The sequence below is a fragment of the Streptococcus downii genome (assembly GCF_004353325.1).
Classification (GTDB): Bacteria; Bacillota; Bacilli; order Lactobacillales; family Streptococcaceae; genus Streptococcus; species Streptococcus downii.
Genome location: NZ_MZNX01000008.1, coordinates 220166 through 245436 on the forward strand (window position 1 = coordinate 220166; position 25271 = coordinate 245436).

Annotated in this window: 26 protein-coding genes and 1 pseudogene; 19 read left to right on the plus strand and 8 right to left on the minus strand. The window is 41.1% G+C overall.

Translation table 11 applies throughout. The annotated features are described in order from the left end of the window. Positions 1 to 13: 13 nt before the first annotated feature. The 4 genes from atpA (at position 14) to E2R31_RS05460 (ending at position 4335) form a co-directional block, all read left to right on the plus strand. Entirely contained in the window at positions 14 to 1519 is a 1506-nt protein-coding gene (gene atpA, locus E2R31_RS05445) for a F0F1 ATP synthase subunit alpha (protein ID WP_044020865.1), read from the plus strand. Between the two features lie 15 nt (positions 1520 to 1534). Continuing rightward, a complete protein-coding gene (locus tag E2R31_RS05450; protein ID WP_000301228.1) occupies positions 1535 to 2413 on the plus strand; it encodes a F0F1 ATP synthase subunit gamma in 879 nt (292 codons plus the stop codon). An 85-nt stretch (positions 2414 to 2498) separates the two neighbouring features. Then, entirely contained in the window at positions 2499 to 3905 is a 1407-nt protein-coding gene (atpD, locus tag E2R31_RS05455; protein WP_125395032.1) for a F0F1 ATP synthase subunit beta, read from the plus strand. A 10-nt stretch (positions 3906 to 3915) separates the two neighbouring features. Then, on the plus strand, positions 3916 to 4335 hold the full coding sequence (locus E2R31_RS05460) for a F0F1 ATP synthase subunit epsilon (RefSeq protein ID WP_006148659.1): 420 nt from the start codon (positions 3916 to 3918) through the stop codon (positions 4333 to 4335). 42 nt (positions 4336 to 4377) lie between these two features. Here the strand turns inward: E2R31_RS05460 and E2R31_RS05465 are convergent, their stop codons facing one another. Next, positions 4378 to 5391 (minus strand): lactonase family protein, encoded by a 1014-nt coding sequence (locus tag E2R31_RS05465; RefSeq protein ID WP_132973257.1) that lies wholly within the window; start codon positions 5389 to 5391, stop codon positions 4378 to 4380. A gap of 143 nt (positions 5392 to 5534) precedes the next feature. On the opposite strand from E2R31_RS05465, the gene E2R31_RS05470 reads away from it, so the two are divergent. The 5 genes from E2R31_RS05470 to E2R31_RS05490 all read left to right on the plus strand — a co-directional run bounded on the left by E2R31_RS05470 (position 5535) and on the right by E2R31_RS05490 (position 10201). Next, positions 5535 to 6701 carry an AI-2E family transporter gene (locus tag E2R31_RS05470; protein ID WP_132973259.1) on the plus strand — a complete coding sequence of 389 codons (1167 nt, stop codon included), beginning with the start codon at positions 5535 to 5537 and terminating at the stop codon, positions 6699 to 6701. After that, positions 6691 to 7920 (plus strand): tetratricopeptide repeat protein, encoded by a 1230-nt coding sequence (locus tag E2R31_RS05475; RefSeq protein WP_165941794.1) that lies wholly within the window; start codon positions 6691 to 6693, stop codon positions 7918 to 7920. The genes E2R31_RS05470 and E2R31_RS05475 overlap by 11 nt, the downstream gene beginning before the upstream one ends. A 151-nt stretch (positions 7921 to 8071) precedes the next feature. After that, entirely contained in the window at positions 8072 to 8713 is a 642-nt protein-coding gene (locus E2R31_RS05480) for an amino acid ABC transporter permease (protein ID WP_132973261.1), read from the plus strand. Between the two features lie 10 nt (positions 8714 to 8723). Next, positions 8724 to 9353, plus strand: coding sequence for an amino acid ABC transporter ATP-binding protein (locus E2R31_RS05485; protein WP_000891749.1), 630 nt, complete (start codon positions 8724 to 8726; stop codon positions 9351 to 9353). 11 nt (positions 9354 to 9364) lie between these two features. Continuing rightward, positions 9365 to 10201, plus strand: coding sequence for an amino acid ABC transporter substrate-binding protein (locus E2R31_RS05490; protein WP_038805646.1), 837 nt, complete (start codon positions 9365 to 9367; stop codon positions 10199 to 10201). A 277-nt stretch (positions 10202 to 10478) separates the two neighbouring features. Here the strand turns inward: E2R31_RS05490 and lysS are convergent, their stop codons facing one another. The 5 genes from lysS to E2R31_RS05515 all read right to left on the minus strand — a co-directional run bounded on the left by lysS (position 10479) and on the right by E2R31_RS05515 (position 14961). Continuing rightward, positions 10479 to 11969, minus strand: a complete 1491-nt coding sequence (lysS, locus tag E2R31_RS05495; RefSeq protein WP_132973263.1) for a lysine--tRNA ligase — start codon at positions 11967 to 11969, stop codon at positions 10479 to 10481. Positions 11970 to 12107: 138 nt separating this feature from the next. Beyond that, positions 12108 to 12731, minus strand: a complete 624-nt coding sequence (locus E2R31_RS05500; protein ID WP_132973265.1) for a histidine phosphatase family protein — start codon at positions 12729 to 12731, stop codon at positions 12108 to 12110. Continuing rightward, on the minus strand, positions 12731 to 13213 hold the full coding sequence (locus tag E2R31_RS05505; protein WP_132973267.1) for an aminoacyl-tRNA deacylase: 483 nt from the start codon (positions 13211 to 13213) through the stop codon (positions 12731 to 12733). Before E2R31_RS05505 ends, E2R31_RS05500 begins: the two co-directional genes overlap by 1 nt. Then, on the minus strand, positions 13213 to 14055 hold the full coding sequence (locus E2R31_RS05510; protein ID WP_132973269.1) for a DUF368 domain-containing protein: 843 nt from the start codon (positions 14053 to 14055) through the stop codon (positions 13213 to 13215). The genes E2R31_RS05505 and E2R31_RS05510 overlap by 1 nt, the downstream gene beginning before the upstream one ends. 105 nt (positions 14056 to 14160) lie before the next feature. Continuing rightward, positions 14161 to 14961 carry a glycoside hydrolase family 25 protein gene (locus E2R31_RS05515; RefSeq protein ID WP_132973271.1) on the minus strand — a complete coding sequence of 267 codons (801 nt, stop codon included), beginning with the start codon at positions 14959 to 14961 and terminating at the stop codon, positions 14161 to 14163. Between the two features lie 158 nt (positions 14962 to 15119). Between E2R31_RS05515 and glmU the strand changes: the two genes are divergently transcribed. From glmU to E2R31_RS05550, 7 genes are all read left to right on the plus strand, one after another. Next, complete coding sequence (glmU, locus tag E2R31_RS05520; protein WP_132973273.1) at positions 15120 to 16499, plus strand: bifunctional UDP-N-acetylglucosamine diphosphorylase/glucosamine-1-phosphate N-acetyltransferase GlmU; 1380 nt, start codon at positions 15120 to 15122, stop codon at positions 16497 to 16499. Between the two features lie 9 nt (positions 16500 to 16508). Next, positions 16509 to 17054 carry an NUDIX hydrolase gene (locus E2R31_RS05525; RefSeq protein ID WP_132973275.1) on the plus strand — a complete coding sequence of 182 codons (546 nt, stop codon included), beginning with the start codon at positions 16509 to 16511 and terminating at the stop codon, positions 17052 to 17054. 11 nt (positions 17055 to 17065) lie between these two features. After that, positions 17066 to 17377 (plus strand): cell wall synthase accessory phosphoprotein MacP, encoded by a 312-nt coding sequence (gene macP, locus E2R31_RS05530; RefSeq protein WP_132973277.1) that lies wholly within the window; start codon positions 17066 to 17068, stop codon positions 17375 to 17377. Between the two features lie 15 nt (positions 17378 to 17392). Further along, positions 17393 to 18085, plus strand: a complete 693-nt coding sequence (locus E2R31_RS05535) for a 5'-methylthioadenosine/adenosylhomocysteine nucleosidase (RefSeq protein WP_132973279.1) — start codon at positions 17393 to 17395, stop codon at positions 18083 to 18085. A 76-nt stretch (positions 18086 to 18161) separates the two neighbouring features. Continuing rightward, positions 18162 to 18656: a chromosome segregation protein RocS gene (rocS, locus tag E2R31_RS05540; RefSeq protein ID WP_000021247.1), complete on the plus strand. Its 495-nt coding sequence runs from the start codon at positions 18162 to 18164 to the stop codon at positions 18654 to 18656. An 81-nt stretch (positions 18657 to 18737) separates the two neighbouring features. Next, on the plus strand, positions 18738 to 19328 hold the full coding sequence (locus tag E2R31_RS05545; protein WP_132973281.1) for a 3'-5' exonuclease: 591 nt from the start codon (positions 18738 to 18740) through the stop codon (positions 19326 to 19328). Between the two features lie 8 nt (positions 19329 to 19336). Next, positions 19337 to 21100 carry a glycerophosphoryl diester phosphodiesterase membrane domain-containing protein gene (locus tag E2R31_RS05550; RefSeq protein WP_132973283.1) on the plus strand — a complete coding sequence of 588 codons (1764 nt, stop codon included), beginning with the start codon at positions 19337 to 19339 and terminating at the stop codon, positions 21098 to 21100. A gap of 46 nt (positions 21101 to 21146) precedes the next feature. Here the strand turns inward: E2R31_RS05550 and E2R31_RS05555 are convergent, their stop codons facing one another. Together E2R31_RS05555 and E2R31_RS05560 are read right to left on the minus strand one after the other, a co-directional pair. Next, complete coding sequence (locus E2R31_RS05555) at positions 21147 to 21446, minus strand: YbaB/EbfC family nucleoid-associated protein (RefSeq protein WP_061416779.1); 300 nt, start codon at positions 21444 to 21446, stop codon at positions 21147 to 21149. A gap of 50 nt (positions 21447 to 21496) precedes the next feature. Continuing rightward, positions 21497 to 22213, minus strand: a pseudogene (locus E2R31_RS05560) (IS30 family transposase); the annotation flags it as partial. Positions 22214 to 22320: 107 nt separating this feature from the next. On the opposite strand from E2R31_RS05560, the gene E2R31_RS05565 reads away from it, so the two are divergent. Genes E2R31_RS05565 through ftsY form a run of 3 tightly spaced genes read left to right on the plus strand, consistent with a single transcriptional unit; the run spans position 22321 to position 25244 of the window. After that, positions 22321 to 23130 carry a Cof-type HAD-IIB family hydrolase gene (locus tag E2R31_RS05565; RefSeq protein WP_125399438.1) on the plus strand — a complete coding sequence of 270 codons (810 nt, stop codon included), beginning with the start codon at positions 22321 to 22323 and terminating at the stop codon, positions 23128 to 23130. Continuing rightward, complete coding sequence (locus E2R31_RS05570; protein ID WP_132973285.1) at positions 23112 to 23930, plus strand: Cof-type HAD-IIB family hydrolase; 819 nt, start codon at positions 23112 to 23114, stop codon at positions 23928 to 23930. Before E2R31_RS05565 ends, E2R31_RS05570 begins: the two co-directional genes overlap by 19 nt. 3 nt (positions 23931 to 23933) lie before the next feature. Next, complete coding sequence (gene ftsY, locus E2R31_RS05575; RefSeq protein WP_132973287.1) at positions 23934 to 25244, plus strand: signal recognition particle-docking protein FtsY; 1311 nt, start codon at positions 23934 to 23936, stop codon at positions 25242 to 25244. The last annotated feature ends 27 nt before the right edge of the window (positions 25245 to 25271 follow it).

The window sequence follows — 25271 nt, forward strand, 5'->3', positions numbered from 1 at the left end:
AAGTGGTGTTCTTTTGGCAATTAACGCACAAGAAATCAGCGCTTTAATTAAGCAACAAATTGAAAATTTCAAACCCAATTTTGATGTATCTGAAACAGGTGTTGTAACCTATATCGGGGACGGAATTGCGCGTGCTCACGGCCTTGAAAATGCCATGAGTGGGGAGCTGTTGATTTTTGAAAACGGCTCTTATGGGATGGCGCAGAACTTGGAGTCAACAGACGTTGGGATTATCATCCTAGGTGACTTTACAGATATTCGTGAAGGCGATACCATTCGCCGTACAGGTAAAATCATGGAAGTTCCTGTTGGTGAGAGCCTTATTGGACGTGTTGTGGATCCACTTGGTCGTCCAGTTGACGGTCTTGGAGAAATCCATACTGATAAGTCTCGTCCAGTAGAAGCGCCGGCTCCTGGCGTTATGCAACGTAAGTCTGTATCAGAACCATTGCAAACAGGTTTGAAAGCTATTGACGCGCTTGTACCGATTGGTCGTGGTCAACGTGAGTTGATTATCGGTGACCGTCAGACAGGGAAAACAACCATTGCAATTGATACAATCTTGAACCAAAAAGGGCAAGATATGATCTGTATCTATGTAGCGATTGGACAAAAAGAATCAACAGTTCGTACGCAAGTAGAAACACTTCGTCAGTATGGTGCCTTGGATTACACAATCGTTGTGACTGCCTCTGCTTCACAACCATCTCCATTGCTCTTCCTAGCTCCTTATGCTGGGGTTGCTATGGCAGAAGAGTTTATGTACCAAGGCAAGCATGTTTTGATCGTATATGATGATCTTTCAAAACAAGCGGTCGCGTATCGTGAGCTTTCCCTCTTGCTTCGTCGTCCACCAGGTCGTGAAGCCTTCCCAGGGGATGTTTTCTATCTTCACAGCCGTTTGCTTGAGCGCTCAGCTAAAGTTTCTGATGAACTTGGTGGTGGATCTATTACAGCCCTACCATTTATCGAGACACAAGCGGGAGATATCTCTGCCTATATCGCAACCAACGTGATTTCTATCACTGACGGACAAATCTTCCTTGGTGATGGTCTCTTCAATGCGGGTATTCGTCCAGCCATCGATGCGGGTTCATCTGTATCCCGTGTAGGTGGTTCTGCACAAATCAAAGCCATGAAGAAAGTAGCTGGTACACTTCGTATCGACCTTGCTTCATACCGTGAGTTGGAAGCCTTCACTAAGTTTGGTTCTGACTTGGATGCAGCAACACAGGCTAAGTTAAACCGTGGACGTCGTACTGTGGAAGTATTGAAACAACCTGTTCATAAACCACTACCTGTTGAGAAACAAGTAACCATTCTCTATGCTTTGACACATGGTTTCTTGGATACGATTCCAGTAGATGACATTGTTCGTTTTGAGGAAGAGTTCCATACTTTCTTTGATGCACAACATCCAGAGATTTTGGAAACTATTCGTGAAACAAAAGACTTGCCAGATGAAGCAGTCTTGGATGCTGCGATTACAGAGTTTCTCAATCAATCCAGCTTCCAATAAGAATAGAGGTGTCAGATGGCAGTATCTCTAAATGATATTAAAACAAAAATCGCCTCAACCAAAAATACGAGTCAAATCACTAATGCCATGCAAATGGTATCGGCTGCCAAGTTAGGTCGCTCTGAAGAAGCAGCGCGCAACTTTCAAGTTTACGCTCAGAAGGTCCGTAAGCTTTTGACGGATATTCTGCATGGTAACGGATCTGGTGGTTCAACCAATCCGATGCTCATCAGTCGCCCAGTTAAGAAAACAGGCTATATCGTTATCACTTCAGACCGTGGCTTGGTTGGAGGTTATAATGCTTCCATCCTTAAAGCCGTTATGGAGTTGAAAGAAGAATACCATCCAGATGGTAAAGATTTTGAGATAATCTGTATCGGTGGTATGGGAGCTGATTTCTTTAAGGCTCGAGGTATTCAGCCAATCTATGAACTACGTGGCTTGGCAGATCAGCCTAGTTTTGATGAAGTTCGTAAAATTATTTCAAAAACGATTGAGATGTACCAAAACGAACTTTTTGATGAATTATACGTCTGCTACAACCATCATGTCAATACTCTCACAAGTCAAATGCGTGTGGAACAAATGCTTCCGATTGTTGACTTGGATCCAAATGAAGCGGATGAAGAGTATAGCTTGACATTTGAGTTGGAAACGAGCCGTGATGAGATTCTAGAGCAATTGTTGCCACAGTATGCTGAAAGTATGATTTACGGGGCTATTATCGATGCCAAGACAGCTGAAAATGCTGCAGGTATGACAGCCATGCAAACGGCGACCGATAATGCCAAAAAGGTCATCAATGATTTGACAATCCAGTATAACCGTGCTAGACAGGCGGCGATTACACAAGAAATTACAGAAATCGTAGCGGGGGCTAGTGCCTTAGAATAAGGCCTTACCCTGTAGGTATCAAAATGAACTTAGGCCCTAGGTAAACTAGGAACCGACAGTATCTTATATAGAATAGGAGAAGGAGATGAGTTCAGGTAAAATTGCTCAGGTTATCGGACCCGTTGTAGACGTTTTGTTTGCAGCTGGGGAACCACTTCCTGAGATTAACAATGCACTTGTCGTCTACAAAAATGACGAAAGAAAAACAAAAATCGTCCTTGAAGTAGCCTTGGAGTTGGGTGATGGTATGGTCCGTACTATCGCCATGGAATCAACAGATGGTTTGACTCGTGGTATGGAAGTTTTGGACACAGGCCGTCCAATCTCTGTGCCAGTAGGTAAAGAAACTTTGGGACGTGTCTTCAACGTTTTGGGGGATACTATTGACTTGGATGCTCCTTTCGCTGAAGACGCTGAGCGTCAGCCAATTCATAAGAAAGCTCCAACTTTTGATGAATTGTCTACCTCATCTGAAATCTTGGAAACAGGGATCAAGGTTATCGACCTTCTTGCCCCTTACCTAAAAGGTGGTAAAGTTGGACTTTTCGGTGGTGCCGGAGTTGGTAAAACTGTCTTGATCCAAGAATTGATTCACAACATTGCTCAAGAACATGGTGGTATTTCAGTATTTACTGGTGTTGGGGAACGTACTCGTGAAGGGAACGACCTTTACTGGGAAATGAAAGAATCAGGCGTTATCGAGAAAACCGCCATGGTATTTGGTCAGATGAATGAGCCACCAGGAGCACGTATGCGTGTTGCCCTTACTGGTTTGACAATCGCCGAATACTTCCGTGATGTAGAAGGCCAAGACGTGCTTCTCTTTATCGATAATATCTTCCGTTTCACTCAAGCTGGTTCAGAAGTATCTGCCCTTTTGGGTCGTATGCCATCAGCCGTTGGTTACCAACCAACACTTGCTACGGAAATGGGGCAATTGCAAGAACGTATCACATCAACCAAGAAGGGTTCTGTAACCTCTATTCAGGCCATCTACGTGCCAGCGGATGACTATACTGACCCAGCGCCAGCGACAGCCTTCGCTCACTTGGATTCAACGACTAACTTGGAACGTAAGTTGGTACAATTGGGGATTTACCCAGCCGTTGATCCGTTGGCTTCAAGCTCTCGTGCCTTGGCACCTGAGATTGTCGGAGAAGAACACTATGCAGTTGCTGCGGAAGTCAAACGTGTCCTTCAACGTTACCATGAATTGCAAGATATCATTGCCATCCTTGGTATGGATGAGCTTTCTGATGAAGAAAAGACCCTGGTTGCGCGTGCTCGTCGTATCCAGTTCTTCTTGTCACAAAACTTCAACGTTGCGGAGCAATTTACTGGTCAACCTGGTTCTTATGTACCAGTAGCAGAAACAGTTCGTGGTTTCAAGGAAATCCTTGATGGTAAACATGACCACTTGCCAGAAGATGCCTTCCGTGGAGTTGGTTCAATCGAAGACGTTATTGCTAAGGCTGAAAAAATGGGATTTTAAGAGGTGATCTATGGCTCATTTAACTGTCCAGATCGTGACACCAGATGGCCTCGTCTATGATCACCATGCCAGCTTTGTATCGGTACGAACTCTGGATGGTGAGATGGGGATCTTGCCACGACATGAAAATATGATTGCGGTTTTAGCGGTTGATGAAGTAAAGGTCAAACGCATCGATGATGATACTCATGTGAACTGGATTGCAGTAAACGGAGGAATCATTGAGATTGCCAATAATGTGATTACCATTATTGCTGACTCTGCTGAACGTGCACGTGATATCGATGTTAGTCGTGCTGAACGTGCTAAACTTCGTGCAGAACGTGAAATCGAAGAAGCACAAGACAAACACTTGATTGACCAAGAGCGTCGCGCTAAGATTGCTCTTCAACGTGCCATTAACCGTATCAATGTCGGAAATAAACTATAATCAAAAAATGAACTTGAATCTCAAGTTCATTTTTTGATTATCTTAGTTCGCAAAGTGGATGCAGACTGCTTCAGGAACCTGAAAGTCGTTAGAAAGTTCTGCAAGACGGCCAGTTTCAGGATTACGCTTAAAGACGGTTGCATTATCAGAATCTTGATGAACTGCAATGAGAAATTCTTGATTAGGAGTTAGGTCGAAATCACGTGGATTTTGTCCATGTGTTGGTACTATCTCTAATAATTCCAGACTGCCATCAGCGAGGATTGTATAGACGGCAATGGAATCATGACCTCGGTTGGATGCATAAAGGTATTTCCCATCTTTTGAAAGACGAATAGCAGCAGTAGCGTTGAAATCTTCGTATCCATCTGGTAAGGTTGAAATGACTTGCATGCGTTCAAATTCACCAACCCCATCGTAAATCAAGACTTCAATGGTACTATTTAGTTCGCAGATGAGATAAGCAATCTTATAGTGGTTGTGGAAAACGATGTGGCGAGCACCTGCTCCAGACTGGCTGTGATAGGTGGAGAGTTTACTTAGTCTTCCTTCTGGGCTGACATCATAGGTCGTCACCTCGTCAGTACCGAGGTCACATGTGATGAGATACTGGTCAGGTGTTAGATTCGTAAAGTGAACATGTGGGGAAGTTTGGTTTTCGTGAGGACCATGTCCACTATGCTGATCCAGGTCCGTTTGGATGAGACTACCATCTGCTTGGCGCTGATAAACCAGAACTTGACCTTTGTGGTAGTTGGCTCCGTAAACGAGATTGCGCTTTTCATCCACTGCCACATAACAATGGGGAGCGCCTTCTTCAACCACATGATTTAGCAAAGCGCCATCTGTCTTGTATGCAGCGATTCCCCCCAAGCCATCCTGACTCCCTACGGTGTATATGTGTTGCTGTTGGTCAAAGGCAAGGTAGGTCGGACTTGGTTCAGCAGCAAAAAGCTCAAGATTTGCAAGCTGGCCTGTTTCTGTATCAAAATCTGCCTTGTAAATCCCTTTAGATGAGCGACGAGTATAAGTTCCAAAATAAACAGTTTCTTTCATGTCCATACCTCTTAATAATGATAAGTTCATTATACCACAAAATGACAGTCAGGAAGTGTTCGTTTAATCTATGTAAGCACTTTAATAAGAGTTATTTTAGATTAAAAATGGTATAATGAAATAATGACAGAAAGGATGTATTTATGGAACATAAAGAGAAACATTTTAGCCTATCCTGGTTCTTCAAGTGGTTTTTAGATAATAAAGCTATCACTGTATTTTTAGTAACCTTGTTACTGGGGCTAAACATTTTCATTCTAAGTAAGATTAGTTTTATATTTTTACCCGTTTTAGACTTTCTTGGGGTTGTCATGTTGCCAGTTATTTTATCTGGTTTACTTTATTACCTCCTCAATCCGATTGTGGACTGGATGGAGAAACACAAGATCAATCGTGTCCTTGCCATTAGTATTGTTTTTGTCATTATTGGACTCTTTATCATTTGGGGTCTGGCAGTCGCAATTCCTAATCTGCAACGCCAAGTCTTAAATTTTGCGAAGAATGTGCCGACTTATCTTAAGGATGCTGATATGGTTATCAATGACCTTGTAACCAAACGCTTGCCAGATGATTTTAGACCGCAGTTGGAGCAGGTTCTTGCAAATGTTTCTACAGAAGCAACGATATGGGCCAGCAAAATTTCTTCTCAAGCCGTTAACTGGGTCAGCGCCTTTATCAGTAGCGTTTCTCAGGTGATTGTAGCGGTCATTATCGTACCCTTTATGCTCTTTTATCTTTTGAGAGATGGGAAAGGCTTGCGTGATTACCTGACTAAATTTATCCCAAACAAGTTAAAAGAACCTGTCGGACAAGTTTTGTCAGATGTTAATAAACAGTTGTCAAACTACGTTAGAGGGCAGGTTACAGTTGCTATTATCGTGGCGATTATGTTTATTATCTTCTTTAAGATTATTGGTCTCAGGTATGCTGTAACACTTGGTATCACGGCTGGTATTCTCAATCTAGTACCTTACCTGGGTAGTTTTCTAGCGATGTTGCCTGCTCTTGTTTTAGGTTTAATAGCAGGACCTGTCATGCTATTGAAAGTTGTGATAGTCTTTATCTTAGAACAAACGATTGAAGGGCGTTTTGTTTCACCGCTTATTTTAGGTAGTCAACTCAATATTCATCCGATTAATGTCCTCTTTGTTCTCCTAACTTCAGGTTCTATGTTTGGTATCTGGGGAGTCTTGCTGGGAATCCCTGTCTATGCCTCCGCTAAGGTGGCTATCTCTGCTATCTTTAACTGGTACAAAAAAGTCAGCGGTTTGTATGAAGAAGAAGGGGAGGAAATCAAGAGTGAACAATAGTCAACACATGCTCCAAGCTTTGGATGACCAAGATTTAAACAAAGCAGATCAGTATTTTCGCAAAGCACTTGAAACTGATTCTATGGAAGTTCTCTACGAACTAGCAAATTATCTTGAGGGAATTGGCTTCTATCCTCAAGCCAAGGAAATCTATCTAAAAATTGTGTCAGAATTTCCAGAAGTGAATCTGAACTTAGCTGCAATTGCAAGTGAGGATGGCAATGTTGAGGAAGCCTTTGCCTATCTCGAGGAAATCACACCTAAAAGTGATTGGTATGTATCGGCTTTGGCCTTGAAGGCCGACCTCTATCAGTTGGAAGGATTGACAGATGTAGCACGTGAAAAGTTACTGGAAGCCCTAAACTACTCAGATGATCCCTTATTAGTTTTTGGTTTGGCTGAGTTGGATAGCGAGTTAGGAAATTATCAGGAAGCCATTCAGGGCTATGCCCAATTAGACAATCGCTCCATCTATGAGCAAACGGGTGTCTCAACCTACCAACGAATTGGCTGCGCTTATGCCCAGTTAGGCAAGTTTGAAGCTGCTACAGAATTCTTAGAAAAAGCTTTAGAACTAGAATACGATGACCAAACCGCCTTTGAACTGGCTAGTCTTTACTTTGACCAAGAAGAGTATCAAAAATCAACTCTCTACTTTAAGCAGATTGATACCATTTCGCCAGATTTTGAAGGATATGAGTATGGTTATAGTCAATCCTTGCACAAGGAACATCAGATAGAAGAAGCTCTCCGTATCGCTAAACAGGGTTTGGAGAAAAATCCATTTGAAACTCGTCTCCTGCTAGCTGCTTCTCAGTTCTCGTATGAATTGCATGATTCTAGCGGTGCGGAGCAATTTCTCCTTACTGCCAAAGAAGATGCAGAAGATACGGAAGAAATTTTCCTTCGTCTCGCAACCATTTATATGGAACAAGAGCGGTTTGAGGACATTATCGCTCTCCAAAGTCAAAAACCTGAAAACCTCCTGACCAAGTGGATGATTGCACGCTCTTATCAGAAAATCGAGGATTTAGATAAGGCTTATGAGCTCTATCAAGAACTGTCGTCTGACCTCAAGGACAATCCCGAATTTCTGGAGCAATATACTTATCTCTTGCGTGAATTGGGGTATTTTGAAGAAGCCAAGATGCAAGCAGAGGCATATTTAAAACTGATTCCAGATGATGTTCAGATGCAAGAACTGCTAGAAACACTTTAAAAATATCCTATAAATAAAGCAAAACTGTATCTAGTCATTTTGATGGATACGGTTTTTTATTTTCAAAAAGAAACAGAATTTTTTTACAATAACCCTTGCTAAATTGTTTATTTATGCTATAATAGGAACAATTATTTTTAGGAGGTACAGTATGTCTTATTTGTTTGAGATATTACCGAGTTTATTGAGCGGTGCAAGCATGACTTTACAGGTTTTTGTACTGGTCTTGATTTTTTCTATTCCCTTGGGCGTTTTGATTGCCTTTGCCTTGCAAGTCCATTGGAAGCTCCTCCATTATCTGATCAACATTTATATCTGGATCATGCGGGGAACACCCTTGCTCTTGCAATTGATCTTTATCTATTATGTGCTCCCAAATATTGGGATTCGTTTGGATCGCCTTCCTGCGGCTATTATTGCCTTTGTTTTGAATTATGCAGCTTACTTTGCTGAAATCTTCCGTGGAGGGATTGATACCATTCCTAAGGGGCAATATGAGGCTGCTAAGGTCTTGAAGTTTAGCCCTTTTGCCACAGTGCGCTATATTATCTTACCACAGGTGACCAAAATTGTTCTTCCTAGTGTATTTAATGAAGTCATGAGTTTGGTCAAGGATACTTCTTTGGTCTATGCCTTAGGTATTTCAGATTTGATTTTGGCTAGTCGTACAGCAGCCAACCGTGATGCTAGTCTGATTCCTATGTTTTTAGCTGGAGTGATTTATTTGATCATGATTGGTATTGTGACTATCCTTGCCAAAAAAGTTGAGAAGAAGTACAGTTATTACAGATAGGAGGATTGCTATGTTAGAATTACGAAACATCAACAAGGCCTTTGGTGGCAAACAAATCTTAACCAATTTCAGCCTATCAATTCCTGAAAAGCAAATCCTCGCAATCGTAGGTCCATCAGGAGGCGGAAAAACAACCTTATTACGTATGTTAGCCGGACTGGAAACTATCGATTCTGGAGAAATCTACTATAACGGTGAATCTCTAGCTTTAGACGAACTAGAAAAGCGCAACCTACTAGGATTTGTCTTCCAAGATTTTCAACTTTTCCCTCATTTATCAGTTCTGGACAATTTGACCCTATCGCCTGTGAAAACTATGGGAATGAAGCAGGAAGAGGCTGAGAAGAAGGCGCGTGGACTCTTGGAACAGTTAGGACTAGCAGGGCACGCAGATGCTTATCCCTTCTCACTATCAGGTGGGCAAAAGCAGCGGGTGGCTTTGGCGCGTGCCATGATGATTGACCCAGAAATCATTGGTTACGATGAACCAACTTCTGCCTTGGATCCAGAATTACGCTTGGAAGTGGAAAAACTGATTTTGCAAAATAGAGAACTTGGGATGACGCAAATTGTGGTTACCCACGATTTACAATTCGCTGAAAATATTGCAGATGTATTATTAAAAGTAGAGCCTAAATAGGAGGAAAAATGATGAAAAAATTGATGCTTGTATTAGTCAGTCTAATGACTGCTTTGTTCTTAGTAGCTTGTGGGAAAAATTCTAGTGAAACTAGTGGAGATAATTGGTCTAAGTACGAGTCTAACAAGTCTATTACTATTGGGTTTGATAGTACTTTTGTTCCAATGGGATTTGCTCAGAAAGATGGTTCCTATGCAGGATTTGATATTGATTTAGCTACAGCTGTTTTTGAAAAATACGGAATTACGGTAAATTGGCAACCGATTGATTGGGATTTGAAAGAAGCTGAATTGACAAAAGGAACGATTGATCTGATTTGGAATGGCTATTCAGCTACAGACGAACGTCGTGAAAAGGTAGCATTCAGTAACTCATATATGAAGAATGAGCAGGTATTGGTTACTAAGAAATCGTCAGGTATCACGACTGTAAAAGATATGACTGGAAAGACTTTGGGAGCTCAAGCTGGTTCATCTGGTTATGCGGACTTTGAAGGAAAGCCAGCGATTTTGAAGGATATTGTCGCTAATAATGAAGCGAATCAATACCAAACTTTTAATGAAGCCTTGATTGATTTGAAAAACGATCGAATTGACGGCCTATTGATTGATCGTGTCTATGCAAACTATTATTTAGAAGCAGAAGGCGTTTTAAACGATTATAATGTCTTTACAGTTGGACTAGAAACAGAAGCTTTTGCAGTTGGAGCACGTAAGGAAGATACAACTCTGGTTAATAAGATAAATGAAGGATTTTCTAGTCTTTACAAGGATGGTAAGTTCCAAGAAATTAGTCAAAAATGGTTTGGGGAAGATGTAGCCACCAAAGAAGTACAAGAAGGACAGTGAGATAAAATAGTGGATGAGACTGCGTTTTGATTAGCAAAACGTAGTCTTTTTATCAATTGGGAAAGAGCATGATAGCCATTTAATATAGCGGATTGAATCTGGAATAGTATACTGTGACTTCTAAAACATTGCTAGAAATTGATTTGACTTTCCCAATCAATTTGTTCAGATTTTATTTCATTTCACTATATTCTGGAGAAATTTTCTAAAATTTTTCCTCAAATTGAGTCTCTTTTCTTATCAAAAAATCCTCTGGCAATCACCAGAGGACATTAGTTTATTTCATTGTTGGGAAGAGCAATACGTCACGGATAGTGGTTGTATCAGTGAGGAGCATGCAGAGACGGTCAATACCGATTCCCAAACCACCTGTTGGTGGCATACCATATTCAAGGGCTTCGATGTAATCGTAGTCAATGCCTGTTGCCTCGTCGTCACCAAGTTCTTTAGCTTTAGCTTGAGCTTCAAAACGGCTAAGCTGATCGATTGGGTCGTTCAACTCGGTAAAGGCATTACCATATTCCTTGGTCATAATGAAGAGCTCGAAACGGTCAGTAAAGCGTTCGTCTTCAGGATTTTTCTTAGCGAGCGGTGAGACAGCTACTGGATGACCATAGACAAAAGTTGGTTGGATCAAGGTTTCTTCAACGTACTCTTCAAAGAAAGCGTTGATGATGTGACCAACTTCAGTGTAGTGTTTTTCAACTGGAACTTTCTTCTCAGCAGCGATAGCTTTTGCTTCTTCGAAAGTCATATCTTGCCAGAAATCAACACCAGTAATTTCCTTGATAGCATCCACCATATGAACACGTTTAAACGGTTCATTGATCTTAATTTCAGTTCCTTGATAGTTTACTGGGCCATCACCTTTGACTGATTTAGCAGCGTGCTGGATAATACCCTCCGTCAAGTCCATGATATCTTGGAAGTCAGCATAAGCTTGATAAACTTCGATAGAAGTGAACTCAGGGTTATGAGTGGCGTCCATTCCTTCGTTACGGAAGATACGGCCAATCTCGTAAACGCGCTCCATACCACCAACGATGAGGCGTTTCAAGTGAAGCTCGGTCGCGATACGAAGCACCATGTCAATGTTCTGAGCATTGTGGTGAGTGATAAATGGACGAGCCGCAGCACCACCGGCTTCGTTGTGAAGGACAGGTGTTTCCACTTCAAGGAAACCTTTTTGGTCTAGATAACGACGGATTTCAGAGATGATTTTTGAACGAGTGACAAAACGCTCAAAGCTTTCACGATTCGAAATCAAGTCAAGGTAACGTTTGCGGTAAATTGTTTCAACATCAGTCAAACCGTGGAATTTCTCTGGAAGCGGGCGAAGCGCTTTAGACAAGTGCGTGATGTGTGTGGCCTTGATAGAGAGTTCTCCCATATCTGTACGCATGACTTCACCTTCGACACCGAGGAAGTCTCCTAGGTCAGCCTTTTTGAAGATTTCGTAGTTTTCTTCACCAACTTCGTCTTTACGAACGTAGATTTGGATTTGATCTTCGCGGTCTTGAAGATGGGCGAAGCCAACTTTCCCTTTACCACGTTTGGTTACTAAACGTCCAGCGATAGTAGCAGTTTCGTTTAATTCATGTAATTGTTCTTTATCAAGTTCTGCAAATTTGTCTTTTAGTTCTTGAGAGTTAGCAGTACGTTCAAAACGTTTTCCGAAGGGATCGATTCCTTGTTCACGGAGCGCAGCCATTTTTTCACGGCGAACGATCTGCTGGTCATTTAGTTCTTCCATATGTTCTGTAGACATGGGTTCCTCCTAATTTTACTCAAAATTTGATACGATGAGTCATTTTTTGCGATACTCCCATTTTATCATAAATAGCAGAGAAATTCACGGATATTCTTTGAAAACTAAAAAGAACTTGACTATTAAGATCAAGTTCCATTATTTTCGTTGATAGGAAGTGTCATTCCATCTTTCCAGAGTGAAGGTTTCAAAATCATTAGTCTCTAAAATTGTCAAACTAGCATTGGCCAAGCCTCCATCTTTGCGGAGGTGAGCTTCTTTATAGCCTAAGAGAGTGCGTAGGCTAGCAGTGAGATTTGCACCATGACCGACGATTAGAATGTTTTCAGCCGGACTTCCTTTCAGAGATTTGATAAATTGAATGGTACGCTGAGTCGTAGAGTAGAGGGATTCTGCTTCAAACATCTTCGTATCAAACTGAGCGAGATTAGAGCGAAAGGCCTTGATTTGTTGTGGATAGATGGCATTGAGCGTTGCGATTTTTAAACCTTCAAGTTTTCCAAGTTGCCATTCGCGCAGTTCTGGAATACTTTCTAAAGGACAGGGGGTCTGGAGTTGGCTTTGGATAATCTCAGCAGATTTGACTGCTCGAGGTAAATCACTTGAATAAATCTGATCAAAAGGAATATCCTTAAGATACTGGCCAAGTTGCTTTAGGATATCAATAGACTCTGGAAGAAGGGGAGAGTCACCACTAGCACCTTGAAAACGTCCTTCAAGATTCCAGAGGGTGCGACCATGACGAACAAAATAGAGTTTCATTACTTACTTTCCTCCAAGATATCAGCAAAATCCGCTTTTACAAAGCTGGCTAAGTCTTGAGGTCGGATGATGATACTATGCCCGACTTCCCCAGCAGAGACAATCATTTTATCCAAATCCAAAGCTATTCTATCAATAAAAATAGGATAATTGTGTTTTTGGCGAATGCCGACGGGGTTATTAGCCCCATGAATATAGCCTGTCGTTTTTTCTAGGTCTTTTTGAGGAATCATGCTCACTTTTTTATTGCCAGAAACCTTTGCTAGTTTTTTCTCAGCGAGGTGTTCTGTTATGGGAACGATTCCGATAATTGGCCCCGTTTTGTCCCCTAATAGAGCCAAGGTTTTAAAGATATGAGTTCGATCATATTCTGAAGGAAGTTCACCCTCAAGCGCGTTGATCTGAATACCAGTATGGTCAATACCCGCCTTGGTCAAGATTTGTTCTACCAAGGTTTTTTTAATCTTAACTTTCTTTGCCATTATTTATACTTATCCTCCAATTGACTCATCCAGATACCAAGCCAAATACCAAGCGCAAAGAAGAAGGCAATGAGAACATAACTCACAATAGAAAGCCCAGTGTATTGGATACTTTCAGCATTTCCAGCATTTGGAATCAAGATTAAGAGGGTGCTTGAAAGCACAATTCCGATAATAAAGTGATAGACACGAGAGTGGTAGTTGTTCAAGGCGTGATCCATTAATTTTGAAAAGATAATGAGAGTTGCTCCTGCACCAATACCAATAGGAAGGAAGGTACCAAACAAATCAAAGGTCTTAAAACCAGTGAGCATTGGAGCGTACAGTCCCAAAATCAAGAGTAGATTTGACGGACTTAAACCAGGCACCAAGACACCAAGAGCTAAAAGAACACCTGCTAAGATGAAACTAGCGAAACTAGCACTGAGAGAACCAACAACAAAATTTAACGCGTAGAGTCCTAGGCCTGAAAGGATAAAGGTAGTCCAGAACCAGACTAGGTCAATCTTATCACGATCAGATTCTCGAGTAGATTCTTTAAGGAGGCTAGGAACCGTACCGATGATAGCTCCAGCAAAACTCCATAAAACATAGACTTGGTAATTTTCTAGCAAATATTCAATCGGATAAGAAAACAAACCAATTCCGAGCAACATCCCGATAGCTACTGGGATAAAGTAAAGGACATTTGATTTGAAATCCTTAAAAGGATGAGCCAGAAAAGAAATCATTCGCTCGTAAATTCCCAAAATAGCTGCTAAAACACCGCCAGAAATTCCAGGTAGGATAAATCCTAAGGCGATGACGATTCCTTTAATAACTCGTGCAATCCATGAAAACATAATAAAATCCTCAATTCATAAAATTCTTTCTCTATGCTATCAATTATAACACAGACGGGGAGAAAATGAAAAAACAAGTGAAAAAGTTTGTTATTTTCACTTGTCTTATGGTCTTAAAAATAGTTTTCTGAAGGTTTCTTCCTTCTCTTTAGTAGTAGAAATCAAATTGATGTCCAAATGATGTTCAAATCCTGCAATTCTTCCCTTAGAAGTGTACTGGTGGAGATCGTAGTCCAGATCAGTATTTGGCTTCGTTTCAAAATAACCAGAGTCTGTTCCATAGGAGGGGATCCAAATAGCAGAGAATTTATCTGTATTGATACTATGCTCTTGCATGAAGTAAACCCCAACGTAGATGCCGATGTTTTTAGCGCCGAGAGCTGCCAGTTTGGCACGAAAGGCTTCAACGCCTTCATTCATATCGGACATTGTTTTTTCTTCAACATCTAACCAGTAGTAGCTAGGATTGTAAGGAGAAGCAGCGTTGTAGAAGACTTCAGCAGCCTTCTCCATATCTTCTTTGCTTTTTCCAGCTACATAGGCATAAACCCCCACAGGGACATTCCGTTTTTGAAATTCTGCTATATGATTTTTATAGGCTTTATCGACACCATTGATAAAGGCAGCATCATTTGCTTCAGTATGCTGAGCCCCATTGTGCACGCGAACGATAACACCAGAAATGTTTTGAGATAAGGTGTCGTAGTTGATCTCCTCAGGTCTTTGCCAACCAGAGACATCGATAATGGGCTTGTCAAGATTATGCAAGGCTTGTGTTTCAACTTGAAGAGCATTTGGTTTAATTTTGATAGGATGGTCCTCAAAACTTGGTTTGTTGAGGAGTAAAATCGCTATGAAAATTCCAAATAAACTAAAAATAATAGCAGGATGAATTTGTTTTCTCATATTTATTTAGTTTATCGTAAAAATTTAAAAAAATCAAAGGAAACAGTTTAGAAATGTAGACAATTAGGGGAGATTTTCAGGAAAGCACCTGTTTGTTTGTTCTTTAAAAGTAAAATTATGGTATAATATAAGGGAATTTTTACAGAAAAGAGAATAGTATGTCAAATTATGCCATTATTTTAGCAGCGGGTAAGGGTACTCGCATGAAATCAGATCTTCCCAAAGTACTTCATAAAGTAGCAGGAATTTCGATGTTGGAACATGTTTTTCGCAGTGTTGGAGCTATTCAACCTGAAAAGACAGTTACCGTAGTGGGTCACAAGGCTGAGCTAGTTGAGCAAGTATTGGCTGGTCAGACAGACTTTGTTACCCAATCAGAACAACTAGGCACAGGGCATGCTGTCATGATGGCAGAACCCATTCTCCAAAATCGTACTGGCCATACCTTGGTTATCGCTGGGGATACTCCTCTGATTACAGGTGAAAGCTTGAAAAATCTCTTGGATTTCCATATCAATCACAAAAATGTGGCGACCATCCTGACAGCTGAAGCAGCAAATCCTTTTGGGTATGGTCGTATCGTCCGTAACGATAATGCTGAAGTTCTTCGCATTGTGGAGCAGAAAGATGCCACAGACTTTGAAAAACAAATTAAGGAAATCAATACTGGAACTTACGTATTTGACAATGAACGTCTTTTTGAAGCCCTGAAAAACATCAACACCAACAATGCCCAAGGTGAGTATTATATTACTGACGTGATTGGTATTTTCCGTAATGCGGGTGAGAAGGTTGGCGCCTATACTCTCAAGGATTTTGATGAAAGTCTTGGAGTAAACGACCGAGTGGCTCTTGCTACTGCAGAAGCAGTGATGCGTTGCCGTATCAATCACGCTCACATGGTCAATGGTGTCAGCTTTGTTAATCCAGAAGCAACTTACATTGACATTGATGTTGAGATTGCTCCTGAAGTCCAAATTGAAGCCAACGTTACCTTGAAAGGTCAAACGAAGATTGGGGCGGAGACTATTTTAACAAATGGGACTTATATCGTGGATAGCACCATTGGAGCTGGAGCTGTGATTACGAATTCTATGATTGAGGAAAGTAGTGTTGCGGACGGTGTGACAGTCGGTCCCTATGCCCACATTCGTCCAGGTTCAAGCCTAGCTTCCCAAGTACACATTGGAAACTTTGTTGAAGTAAAAGGATCTTCAATCGGTGAAAATACCAAGGCGGGTCATTTGACTTATATCGGAAATTGTGAAGTGGGTAGCCATGCTAACTTCGGTGCAGGTACGATTACAGTGAACTATGATGGGAAAAACAAATACAAGACTGTTATCGGTAACAATGTCTTTGTTGGCTCAAACTCAACCATTATTGCTCCTGTAGAACTTGGGGATAATTCTCTGGTTGGAGCGGGTTCAACCATTACCAAGAATGTTCCTGCCGATGCCATCGCTATCGGTCGTGGACGTCAGGTCAACAAAGATGAATATGCGACTCGCCTCCCTCATCATCCAAAGAACCAGTAGGAGTCTGTCATGGAATTTGAAGAAAAAACGATTAGTAGGAAGGAAATCTATCAAGGTCCTATTTTCAAACTAGTACAAGATCAGGTGGAACTACCAGAAGGAAAGGGTACTGCCCAACGTGACTTGATTTTTCACAATGGAGCTGTTTGTGTGCTAGCTGTGACAGCCGAAGACAAAATCGTTCTCGTTAAGCAATACCGAAAAGCTATTGAGGCGGTTTCTTATGAGATTCCTGCTGGTAAACTAGAACTTGGTGAAAATGCGGATCCAATGGCGGCTGCCCTCCGTGAATTAGAAGAAGAAGTTGCATACACTGGTAAGTTAGAACTGTTGTACGATTTCTATTCTGCGATTGGATTTTGTAATGAAAAACTAAAACTCTACCTTGCTAGTGATTTGGTCAAGGTGGAAAACCCTCGTCCACAAGATGATGATGAAACCTTGGAAGTTTTAGAAGTCAGTCTAGAGGAAGCCAAGGATCTGATCCAGTCAGGTCATATCTGTGATGCCAAGACAATCATGGCAATCCAGTACTGGGAACTACAAAAGAAATAGAGGAGCAACCCATGGGAAAACCTTTATTAACAGACGAAATGATTGAACGTGCCAACCGAGGTGAGAAAATCTCAGGACCACCTCTTCAAGATGATGAGAAAACCAAGATCCTACCAACATCTTCACAACATTTTGGTAATTCACGTTCTAGAGACCACGGTTTTAGTCAAGATACACTTACAATCGAAGTAGAACCAACGATTCATAAGAGCCGCCGCATTGAGAACACCAAGAGAAATGTTTTTAATTCGAAACTCAATCGCATCTTGTTTGCAGTCATCCTACTTTTGATTTTGCTAGTTTTGGCAATGAAACTCTTGTAATTGAAAGGAAATGAAATGAAAATTGGAATCATTGCTGCCATGCCAGAAGAGCTGATACATTTGACTCAGAATTTGGATAAACCTCAAGAAGTCCAAGTCCTCGGAAATACATACTACACTGGCTCTATTGGCAAGACAGAAGTTGTCCTAGTTCAGAGTGGGATTGGGAAAGTTATGTCGGCTATGAGTGTAGCGGTGTTAGCTGACCACTTCCAAGTAGAAGCCATTATTAATACAGGATCAGCAGGTGCACTTGCAGAAGGGATTGCCGTTGGAGATGTAGTGATTGCGGATAAGTTGGTTTACCATGATGTGGATGTGACTGCTTTTGGCTATGCTTATGGTCAGATGGCTGGTCAACCTCTTTACTTTGAGTCAGATCAGAAGTTTATCACTAGGATTAAAGAAAGTTTATCTCAAGTAGAACAGACCTGGCACCTAGGCTTGATTGCTACAGGGGACAGTTTTATAGCTGGAGATGATAAGATTGCTAGTATCAAATCCCACTTTCCAGATGTTTTAGCAGTTGAAATGGAAGGGGCAGCCATTGCTCAAGCGGCTCAGGCTCTTGACCTACCTTTCCTCGTCATTCGCGCTATGAGTGACAATGCCAATCACGAGGCCTCTATCTCATTTGATGAGTTTATTATCGAAGCTGGACGTCGTTCGGCCCAAGTCTTACTAGCCTTTTTAAAGGCCTTGAATTAAGCGGAAATTTGACAGTTTATCTAGCTTATGATAAGATTTAAATAAAGAAAAGCTAGAAAACGTTTCAGAGGATATTATGAGTATTGAAATGACCGTCAGCGAGATTGCAGAGGTCTTAGGACTATCTCGTCAGGCAATCAACAATCGTGTCAAAGAACTTCCCGAAGAGGACACGAAAAAAAATGACAAAGGTGTAACTGTAGTTACTCGAAGTGGCTTGATCAAGCTAGAAGAAATCTATAAAAAAACGATTTTTGAAGATGAACCAGTCAGTGATGATGTCAAACAACGCGAACTGATGGAAATCTTGGTCGATGAGAAAAACGCTGAAATTCTTCGTTTGTACGAGCAACTCAAGGCCAAGGACCAGCAACTGGCAGAAAAAGATGAGCAGATGCGCATCAAAGACCGCCAGATTGCAGAAAAGGACAAACAATTGGACCAACAGCAACAGTTAACTCTTCAAGCAATGAAGGATCAAGAAAGCTTGAAACTCGAGTTGGACCAAGCAAAAGAAGAAGTCCAAGCAACCAAAAAAGGCTTTTTTGCTCGCCTATTTGGAGGAAAATAAAGAAGCTGTTTGGGTTATTCACTAACCTAATAGCTTCTTTTCTTATTTATAGTTTAAATTGAGTCGAAATTGAGGTAAATGATGGAAAAATTAAGAGACTATATCGCCTTTGACTTAGAATTCAATCAACACGAAGGGGTTACTCATTTAATTCAGGTATCAGCAGTTCGTTTTCAAGATGGTCAAGAGATAGGTGCCTTTGATTCTTATGTCTATACCAGCGTGCCTTTAAAGAGTTTTATTAATGGTTTGACAGGAATTACAGCTGAAACCTTGAAAGATGCGCCAAAAGTAGAACAAGTTTTACAGGACTTTCAGGCATTTGTTGGCAATTCACCTATCGTTGGCTACAATGCAGCCAAGAGTGATTTGCCTATTCTCTTGGAGCATGGCTTGGACTATCGTGACCAGTATAAGGTAGACCTATATGATGAGGCTTTTGAACGCCGTAGTTCCGACCTACACGGCATAGCTAATCTCAAACTGCAAACTGTGGCGAATTTCTTAGGCTTTCATGGTAAGTCACATAATAGTTTAGAAGATGCGCGCATGACAGCGCGTGTTTATGAAGCCTTTCTGGAGTCTGACGAAGGAAAACTATTGTTAGAAGAACAGAGTAATCTATCCATGAATCCCTTTGGTGGGCTAGACTTATCTCAATTTCTAGACTAGGAGTGCCTATGAAACCTGAAAAACCTAAAAAACTAGGTTTTAGGAAAATTTACCTCAACCTAGATAAAGTTCTCTTCCTCTTTTTCTTAATTTTCATGATGGTGGAGTATCTGTGGTTACCTCTCAATTCTTTTCTTGCTGGTCTTTTACTCAGCCAGACGGGCTATTTGTTTATTTCTTACAATAATATTTTTGCCATTATCACGAGTTCTCCTTTAATCAGTCTGGCCTTTCTCGTCTTGATTGTAATCAATCTTTTGGTGGCCTATTTCCAGATTTGCCTCCTTTTTATTGGGGCGCGCCACCTTCTCTACCACGAAAAGAGAACCTTGATTGAGTACAGTCGCAAAGTTTTCCAGCAAAGTTTTCTATTCATGAAATGCTTGAGCTTCTGTAAGATGGCCTTTGTATTCTTCTACGTAGCCATGCTCTTTCCTTTCATCAGGAAAATTTTAAAAATTTATTACTTAAATAAAATCGTTATTCCAGACTTTATCGTGACTTATCTGGAAGACAAGTACTGGCTAGTAGGCTTGATGATTTTTGCATCTGCTTGGATTTTGCTCTATGTGTCTGTCCGACTCATGTTTGCCCTTCCGAAGATTCTCTTTGAAAAGAGGACTGTGAGAGAAGGAGTAAAATATAGCCTACAAAAGACAAAAAAACAAGTTCTCTTTTATGCTTGGAACTTGCTACTCATTATTATTAAAACTTATCTCTTTTTCTTCCTTCTCTTGACTCCTTTGCTAATAGGGCAGATTGTAATTGACAATTTAACACAGAAAGAATCACTGATTCTTGGAGTTATCAACTTTGTCTTGATAAAAAACATCCACTATATGGCCTTGACCTATTTCCTTGTTAAGTTTGTCTCCTTTTTGACAGGTGAGGAACTGGAGATTATGCCAAGAAGAAAAAAAGACCATTTGATGAGATGGGGAGTTATGGGCTGCGCTAGTATCTTTTTTGCGCTGGAAGGTTATATCTATCTGGAAGCTCCTGTGACAAATACCCCTTTAGTCATTTCACATAGGGGCGTTTCAAATAAAAATGGTGTACAAAACACTGTACAGTCTTTGGAAAAAACAGCGCAATTGAAACCAGATTTGATTGAAATGGATGTACAGGAGACCAAAGATGGTCAGTTTGTGATGATGCATGACGCCAATCTTAAGAACTTAGCAGGTATCAATGCCAGACCTCAAGACTTGACTTTGGAGGAGTTGACAGGGTTAGATATTTCTGAAAATGGCTATCGAACCAAGATATCTAGTTTTGATGACTATCTCAATCGCGCGAATGAACTTCATCAAAGATTGTTGATTGAAATTAAAACCAGTAAAAAAGACAGTCCACAAATGATGGAACGTTTCCTTGAAAAGTATGGGGCGACTATCAAGAAATATGGACACCAGATGCAATCACTAGACTATCATGTGATTGATAAGGTGTTGGCTTATGATTCTGAAATTCCAGTTTACTTTATTCTTCCCTATAACAGTATCTTCCCAAAAACCAAGGCAACGGGCTATACCATGGAGTATTCAACATTGGATGAATATTTTGTTACTAAACTTTGGTATACAGAACAAAAGCTTTACGTATGGACCATCAATAGCTCTGATGCACTTGATAAATCGTTGCAGTTGTCAGTGGATGGGATGATTACAGATGACATGGAGATGCTACAGGAGACTTTAGCAGCAGCTCAGGAAGATCCAGAATACACCGATCTCCTTTTGAAAAAAGCTACGGAGTTCTTTAATTTCTAACATAGAAAAAAGGAGAAGTGAACCTTCCTCCTTTTTCTGTAGGTGATTAGAATGGTAATTTTCCAGCGAAAGCACCTAGTTTTTTCTTAGTCGTTTCATCGATTTGTTCTAGAGCAGCGTTGATGGCTTGAACGGTCATATCAGACAAGGTTTCTAGGTCTTCTGGATCTACAACCGCTGGGTTAAAGTCAATGCTGACCACCTTTTTATCTCCAGTTAAGGTCGCTTGGACAAGGTCTTGAGCAGATTTTCCAACAAATTGCATAGCAGCGAGTTCTGCTTGACTTTGTTCCATTTGTTTTTGAAGTTTTTGTGCTTGGCGCATCATGTTTTGCATGTTCATCATAGCGATTTACAGTTTCCTTTTCTATTATTTTCTTTTTTATTTTATCAATTTTAGGGGTAAAAGTCTATTATTAGTTTAAAGCTAAATTTCAAGTTAGCCAGCAAGCAGTCTTCTCTGGGAGACTTGTAGTCCAAGTATTTTTTAGGATAGTTGTTGATCCAATTTTCGATGAAGGCGACTTCTTTAGGAATCGTTTTCTTGGTTCCTTTAGGTAACCATCTACGAATGAGCCTATTGTGATTCTCATTGATTCCCCTTTCCCAATAGGCATAGGGGTGTGCATAGTAGATATACTCCTTAGAAAATACATCAGCCAAGCGGTTGAATTCGGCTCCATTATCTGCCGTGATGGAAAGAATGTGATGTTGTCTTAAGATAAGTTTTAGAGCCTTATTGACGGACTCAGCGCTCTTATTTGGAATCAATCGTATGATTTGATGTCTGCTCCTTTGATCCGTCAAGACCAGTAGACAGTGGTTTTTCGCTCTTGTAAGTAGGACTGTATCAATCTCATAATGCCCATTCTCCAATCGAAGATTGATAGCCTTGGGACGCTGTTCGATGGATTGACCAGCAGGTTTAAAGTTGAGGCTAGCTTGTTTCTTGACAGTTTTTCCTTTTCTAGGATAAAGGAGATTCTGTTTGGTTAGTCCTAATTTTCCATGATGAATCCAGTAGTAGATGGTTGACATTCCCACTGTAACGCCCTTAGCCTTGACCATCATTTCAGGAGACAACTTTTGGTTATGATAGTGGAGAATCTTTACCGAAAAAGCCCTGCTATCCAATAGCCAATCCTTCTGTACTAGTTCTTTTTTAGCTTATCTATGGTATAATAGAAGGTAGATTTATCAATTGGAGTATGAAGGATTTTATGATTAAACTTGTAGCAACTGATATGGACGGAACCTTTCTTGACGGAAAGGGTCAGTTTGATATGGAACGCCTCAAAAACTTACTTGTTTCCTACAAGGAAAAGGGGATTTATTTTGCCGTGGCTTCAGGTCGTGGTATCTTATCCCTGAAAAAGCTGTTTGCGGATGTGCGTGATGAAGTGATTTTTATAGCTGAAAATGGGAGCTATGTTGAGTTTCATGGTGAGGATATGTATGAGGCTACTATGTCACGGGATTTTTACTTGAGCACTTTTGAAGCTTTGAAGAAATCGCCCTATTTTGATGAAAACAAAATGCTACTGACTGGGAAAAAAGCTTGTTATGTATTGGACACTGTGGATGAGACTTATCTCATGTTTAGCCGTCACTACAATGAAAATATTCAAAAAGTAGCGAGTTTGGAAGATATCAAGGATGAGATTTTTAAATTCACCACTAACTTTACAGAAGATACGATAGAAGCTGGAGAGGCCTGGGTCAACGAAAACGTTTCTGGTGTGAAAGCCATGACAACTGGTTTTGAATCCATCGATATTGTCTTGGACTATGTTGATAAGGGTGTGGCTATTGTTGAGTTGGCTAAAAAGCTGGGTATGACCATGGATCAGGTCATGGCGTTTGGCGATAATCTCAATGATCTTCACATGATGCAGGTTGTCGGTCACCCAATCGTTCCAGAAAACGCGCGACCAGAGATTTTAGAATTAGCAGAGACAGTGATTGGCCACCATAAGGACCAATCAGTGATGGCTTATATGGAGGGCTCACAATGGCAGATATTAAATTGATTGCACTGGACTTGGATGGCACTTTGCTGACAACGGATAAAAAGCTGACAGATCGTACCAAGGAAGTCCTCAAAGCTGCGCGTGATCGTGGCATCAAGATCGTACTGACAACAGGGCGTCCTCTAAAGGCTATGGATTTCTTTCTCCATGAGCTAGGGACTGACGGTCAGGAGGACGAGTACACCATCACCTTTAATGGTGGTCTAGTGCAGAAAAACACGGGAGAGATTCTCGATAAAACCGTCTTTTCAATCGACGATGTGGCGCGATTATACGAGGAAACTGAAAAACTGGGATTACCGTTAGATGCCATTTCAGAAGGTACAGTCTATCAAATCCAGTCGGACCAAGAAAGTCTCTATGCTAAGTTCAACCCAGCCCTGACCTTCGTACCTGTCGCTTTTGAGGATCTATCTAGTCAGATGACGTATAATAAATGTGTGACTGCCTTTGCCCAAGAACCTTTGGATGAAGCGATTCAACAGATTTCTCCAGAATTGTTTGACCAATACGAAATCTTCAAATCGCGTGAACTCTTATTGGAATGGTCACCGAAAAATGTCCACAAGGCAACAGGTTTAGCGAAATTAATTAGATACTTGGGAATCGATCAAAGTCAAGTCATGGCTTGTGGGGACGAGGCCAATGACCTTTCCATGATTGAGTGGGCAGGTCTGGGAGTTGCCATGCAAAATGCAGTTCCAGCAGTTAAGGCAGTTGCCAATGTGATTACCCCCATGACCAACGACGAGGAAGCCGTTGCATGGGCTATTGAAGAATACGTGCTAAAGGAGAATTAGAATATGGGATTATTTGACCGTTTATTCGGGAAAAAAGAAGAGCCGAAAATCGAAGATATTGTGAAAGAAGCTCTGGAAACTATTGATTTGTCAGAAGAGGTTGAAGAAAATCAAACGGCTATCGAAGAAACAAGTCAGGAAGAGGCAGGAAGGGACAAAGTGGAAGCAACTCTTGCTCAAGAAGAACTACCTCAGGTCATGACAGAAGAAGAGATTGAACCAGAAGCAGTTGAGGAAACGGTTCAAGAAGAGATTGAGTTAGAATCAAATGAGCTAGAGCAAAGCCAAGAGTTTGAAGAATTTTTCAAAGAAGGGAGCCAAGAATCTCTAGAAAGTGGAGAAGAGCTAGGGACTGAAGGCGTAGGAGAAGAAAGTCCCCAGTCTGAAGAAACTGTTCAGGAAAAATATGACCGCAGTCTCAAGAAAACGCGTACGGGATTCGGTGCACGATTGAATGCCTTCTTTGCCAACTTCCGCTCTGTCGATGAAGACTTCTTCGAAGAATTGGAAGAACTGCTCATCATGAGTGACGTCGGTGTGCAGGTTGCTTCTAATCTAACAGAAGAGCTCCGCTATGAAGCCAAATTAGAAAATGCTAAGAAACCTGACGCACTCCGTCGTGTCATCATCGAGAAATTGGTTGAGCTCTACGAAAAGGATGGCAACTACGATGAACAAATCCATTTCCAAGATGGCTTGACTGTCATGCTCTTTGTAGGTGTTAATGGTGTCGGGAAGACAACTTCTATTGGGAAATTAGCTCATCGTTACAAACAAGCTGGCAAGAAAGTCATGCTGGTTGCGGCGGATACCTTCCGTGCTGGAGCCGTTGCCCAGCTAGCAGAGTGGGGCCGTCGTGTTGATGTTCCTGTTGTGACGGGGCCTGAAAAGGCTGATCCAGCAAGTGTGGTCTTTGATGGGATGGAACGTGCTGTAGCAGAAGGGATTGATATTCTTATGATTGATACAGCAGGCCGTCTGCAAAACAAGGACAACCTTATGGCCGAGTTGGAAAAGATTGGTCGTATTATCAAACGTGTCGTTCCAGAGGCACCTCATGAAACCTTCCTGGCACTCGATGCTTCAACTGGACAGAACGCCTTGGTACAAGCTAAGGAATTTTCTAAGATAACACCATTGACTGGAATTGTTTTGACAAAAATTGATGGAACTGCCCGAGGTGGTGTTGTTCTGGCTATCCGCGAAGAACTCAATATCCCTGTGAAATTAATTGGTTTCGGTGAAAAAATCGATGATATCGGGGAATTTAACTCAGAAAACTTTATGAAGGGTCTCTTAGAAGGCTTGATTTAATACAAAATAAATATCCTGCAAGTCAAT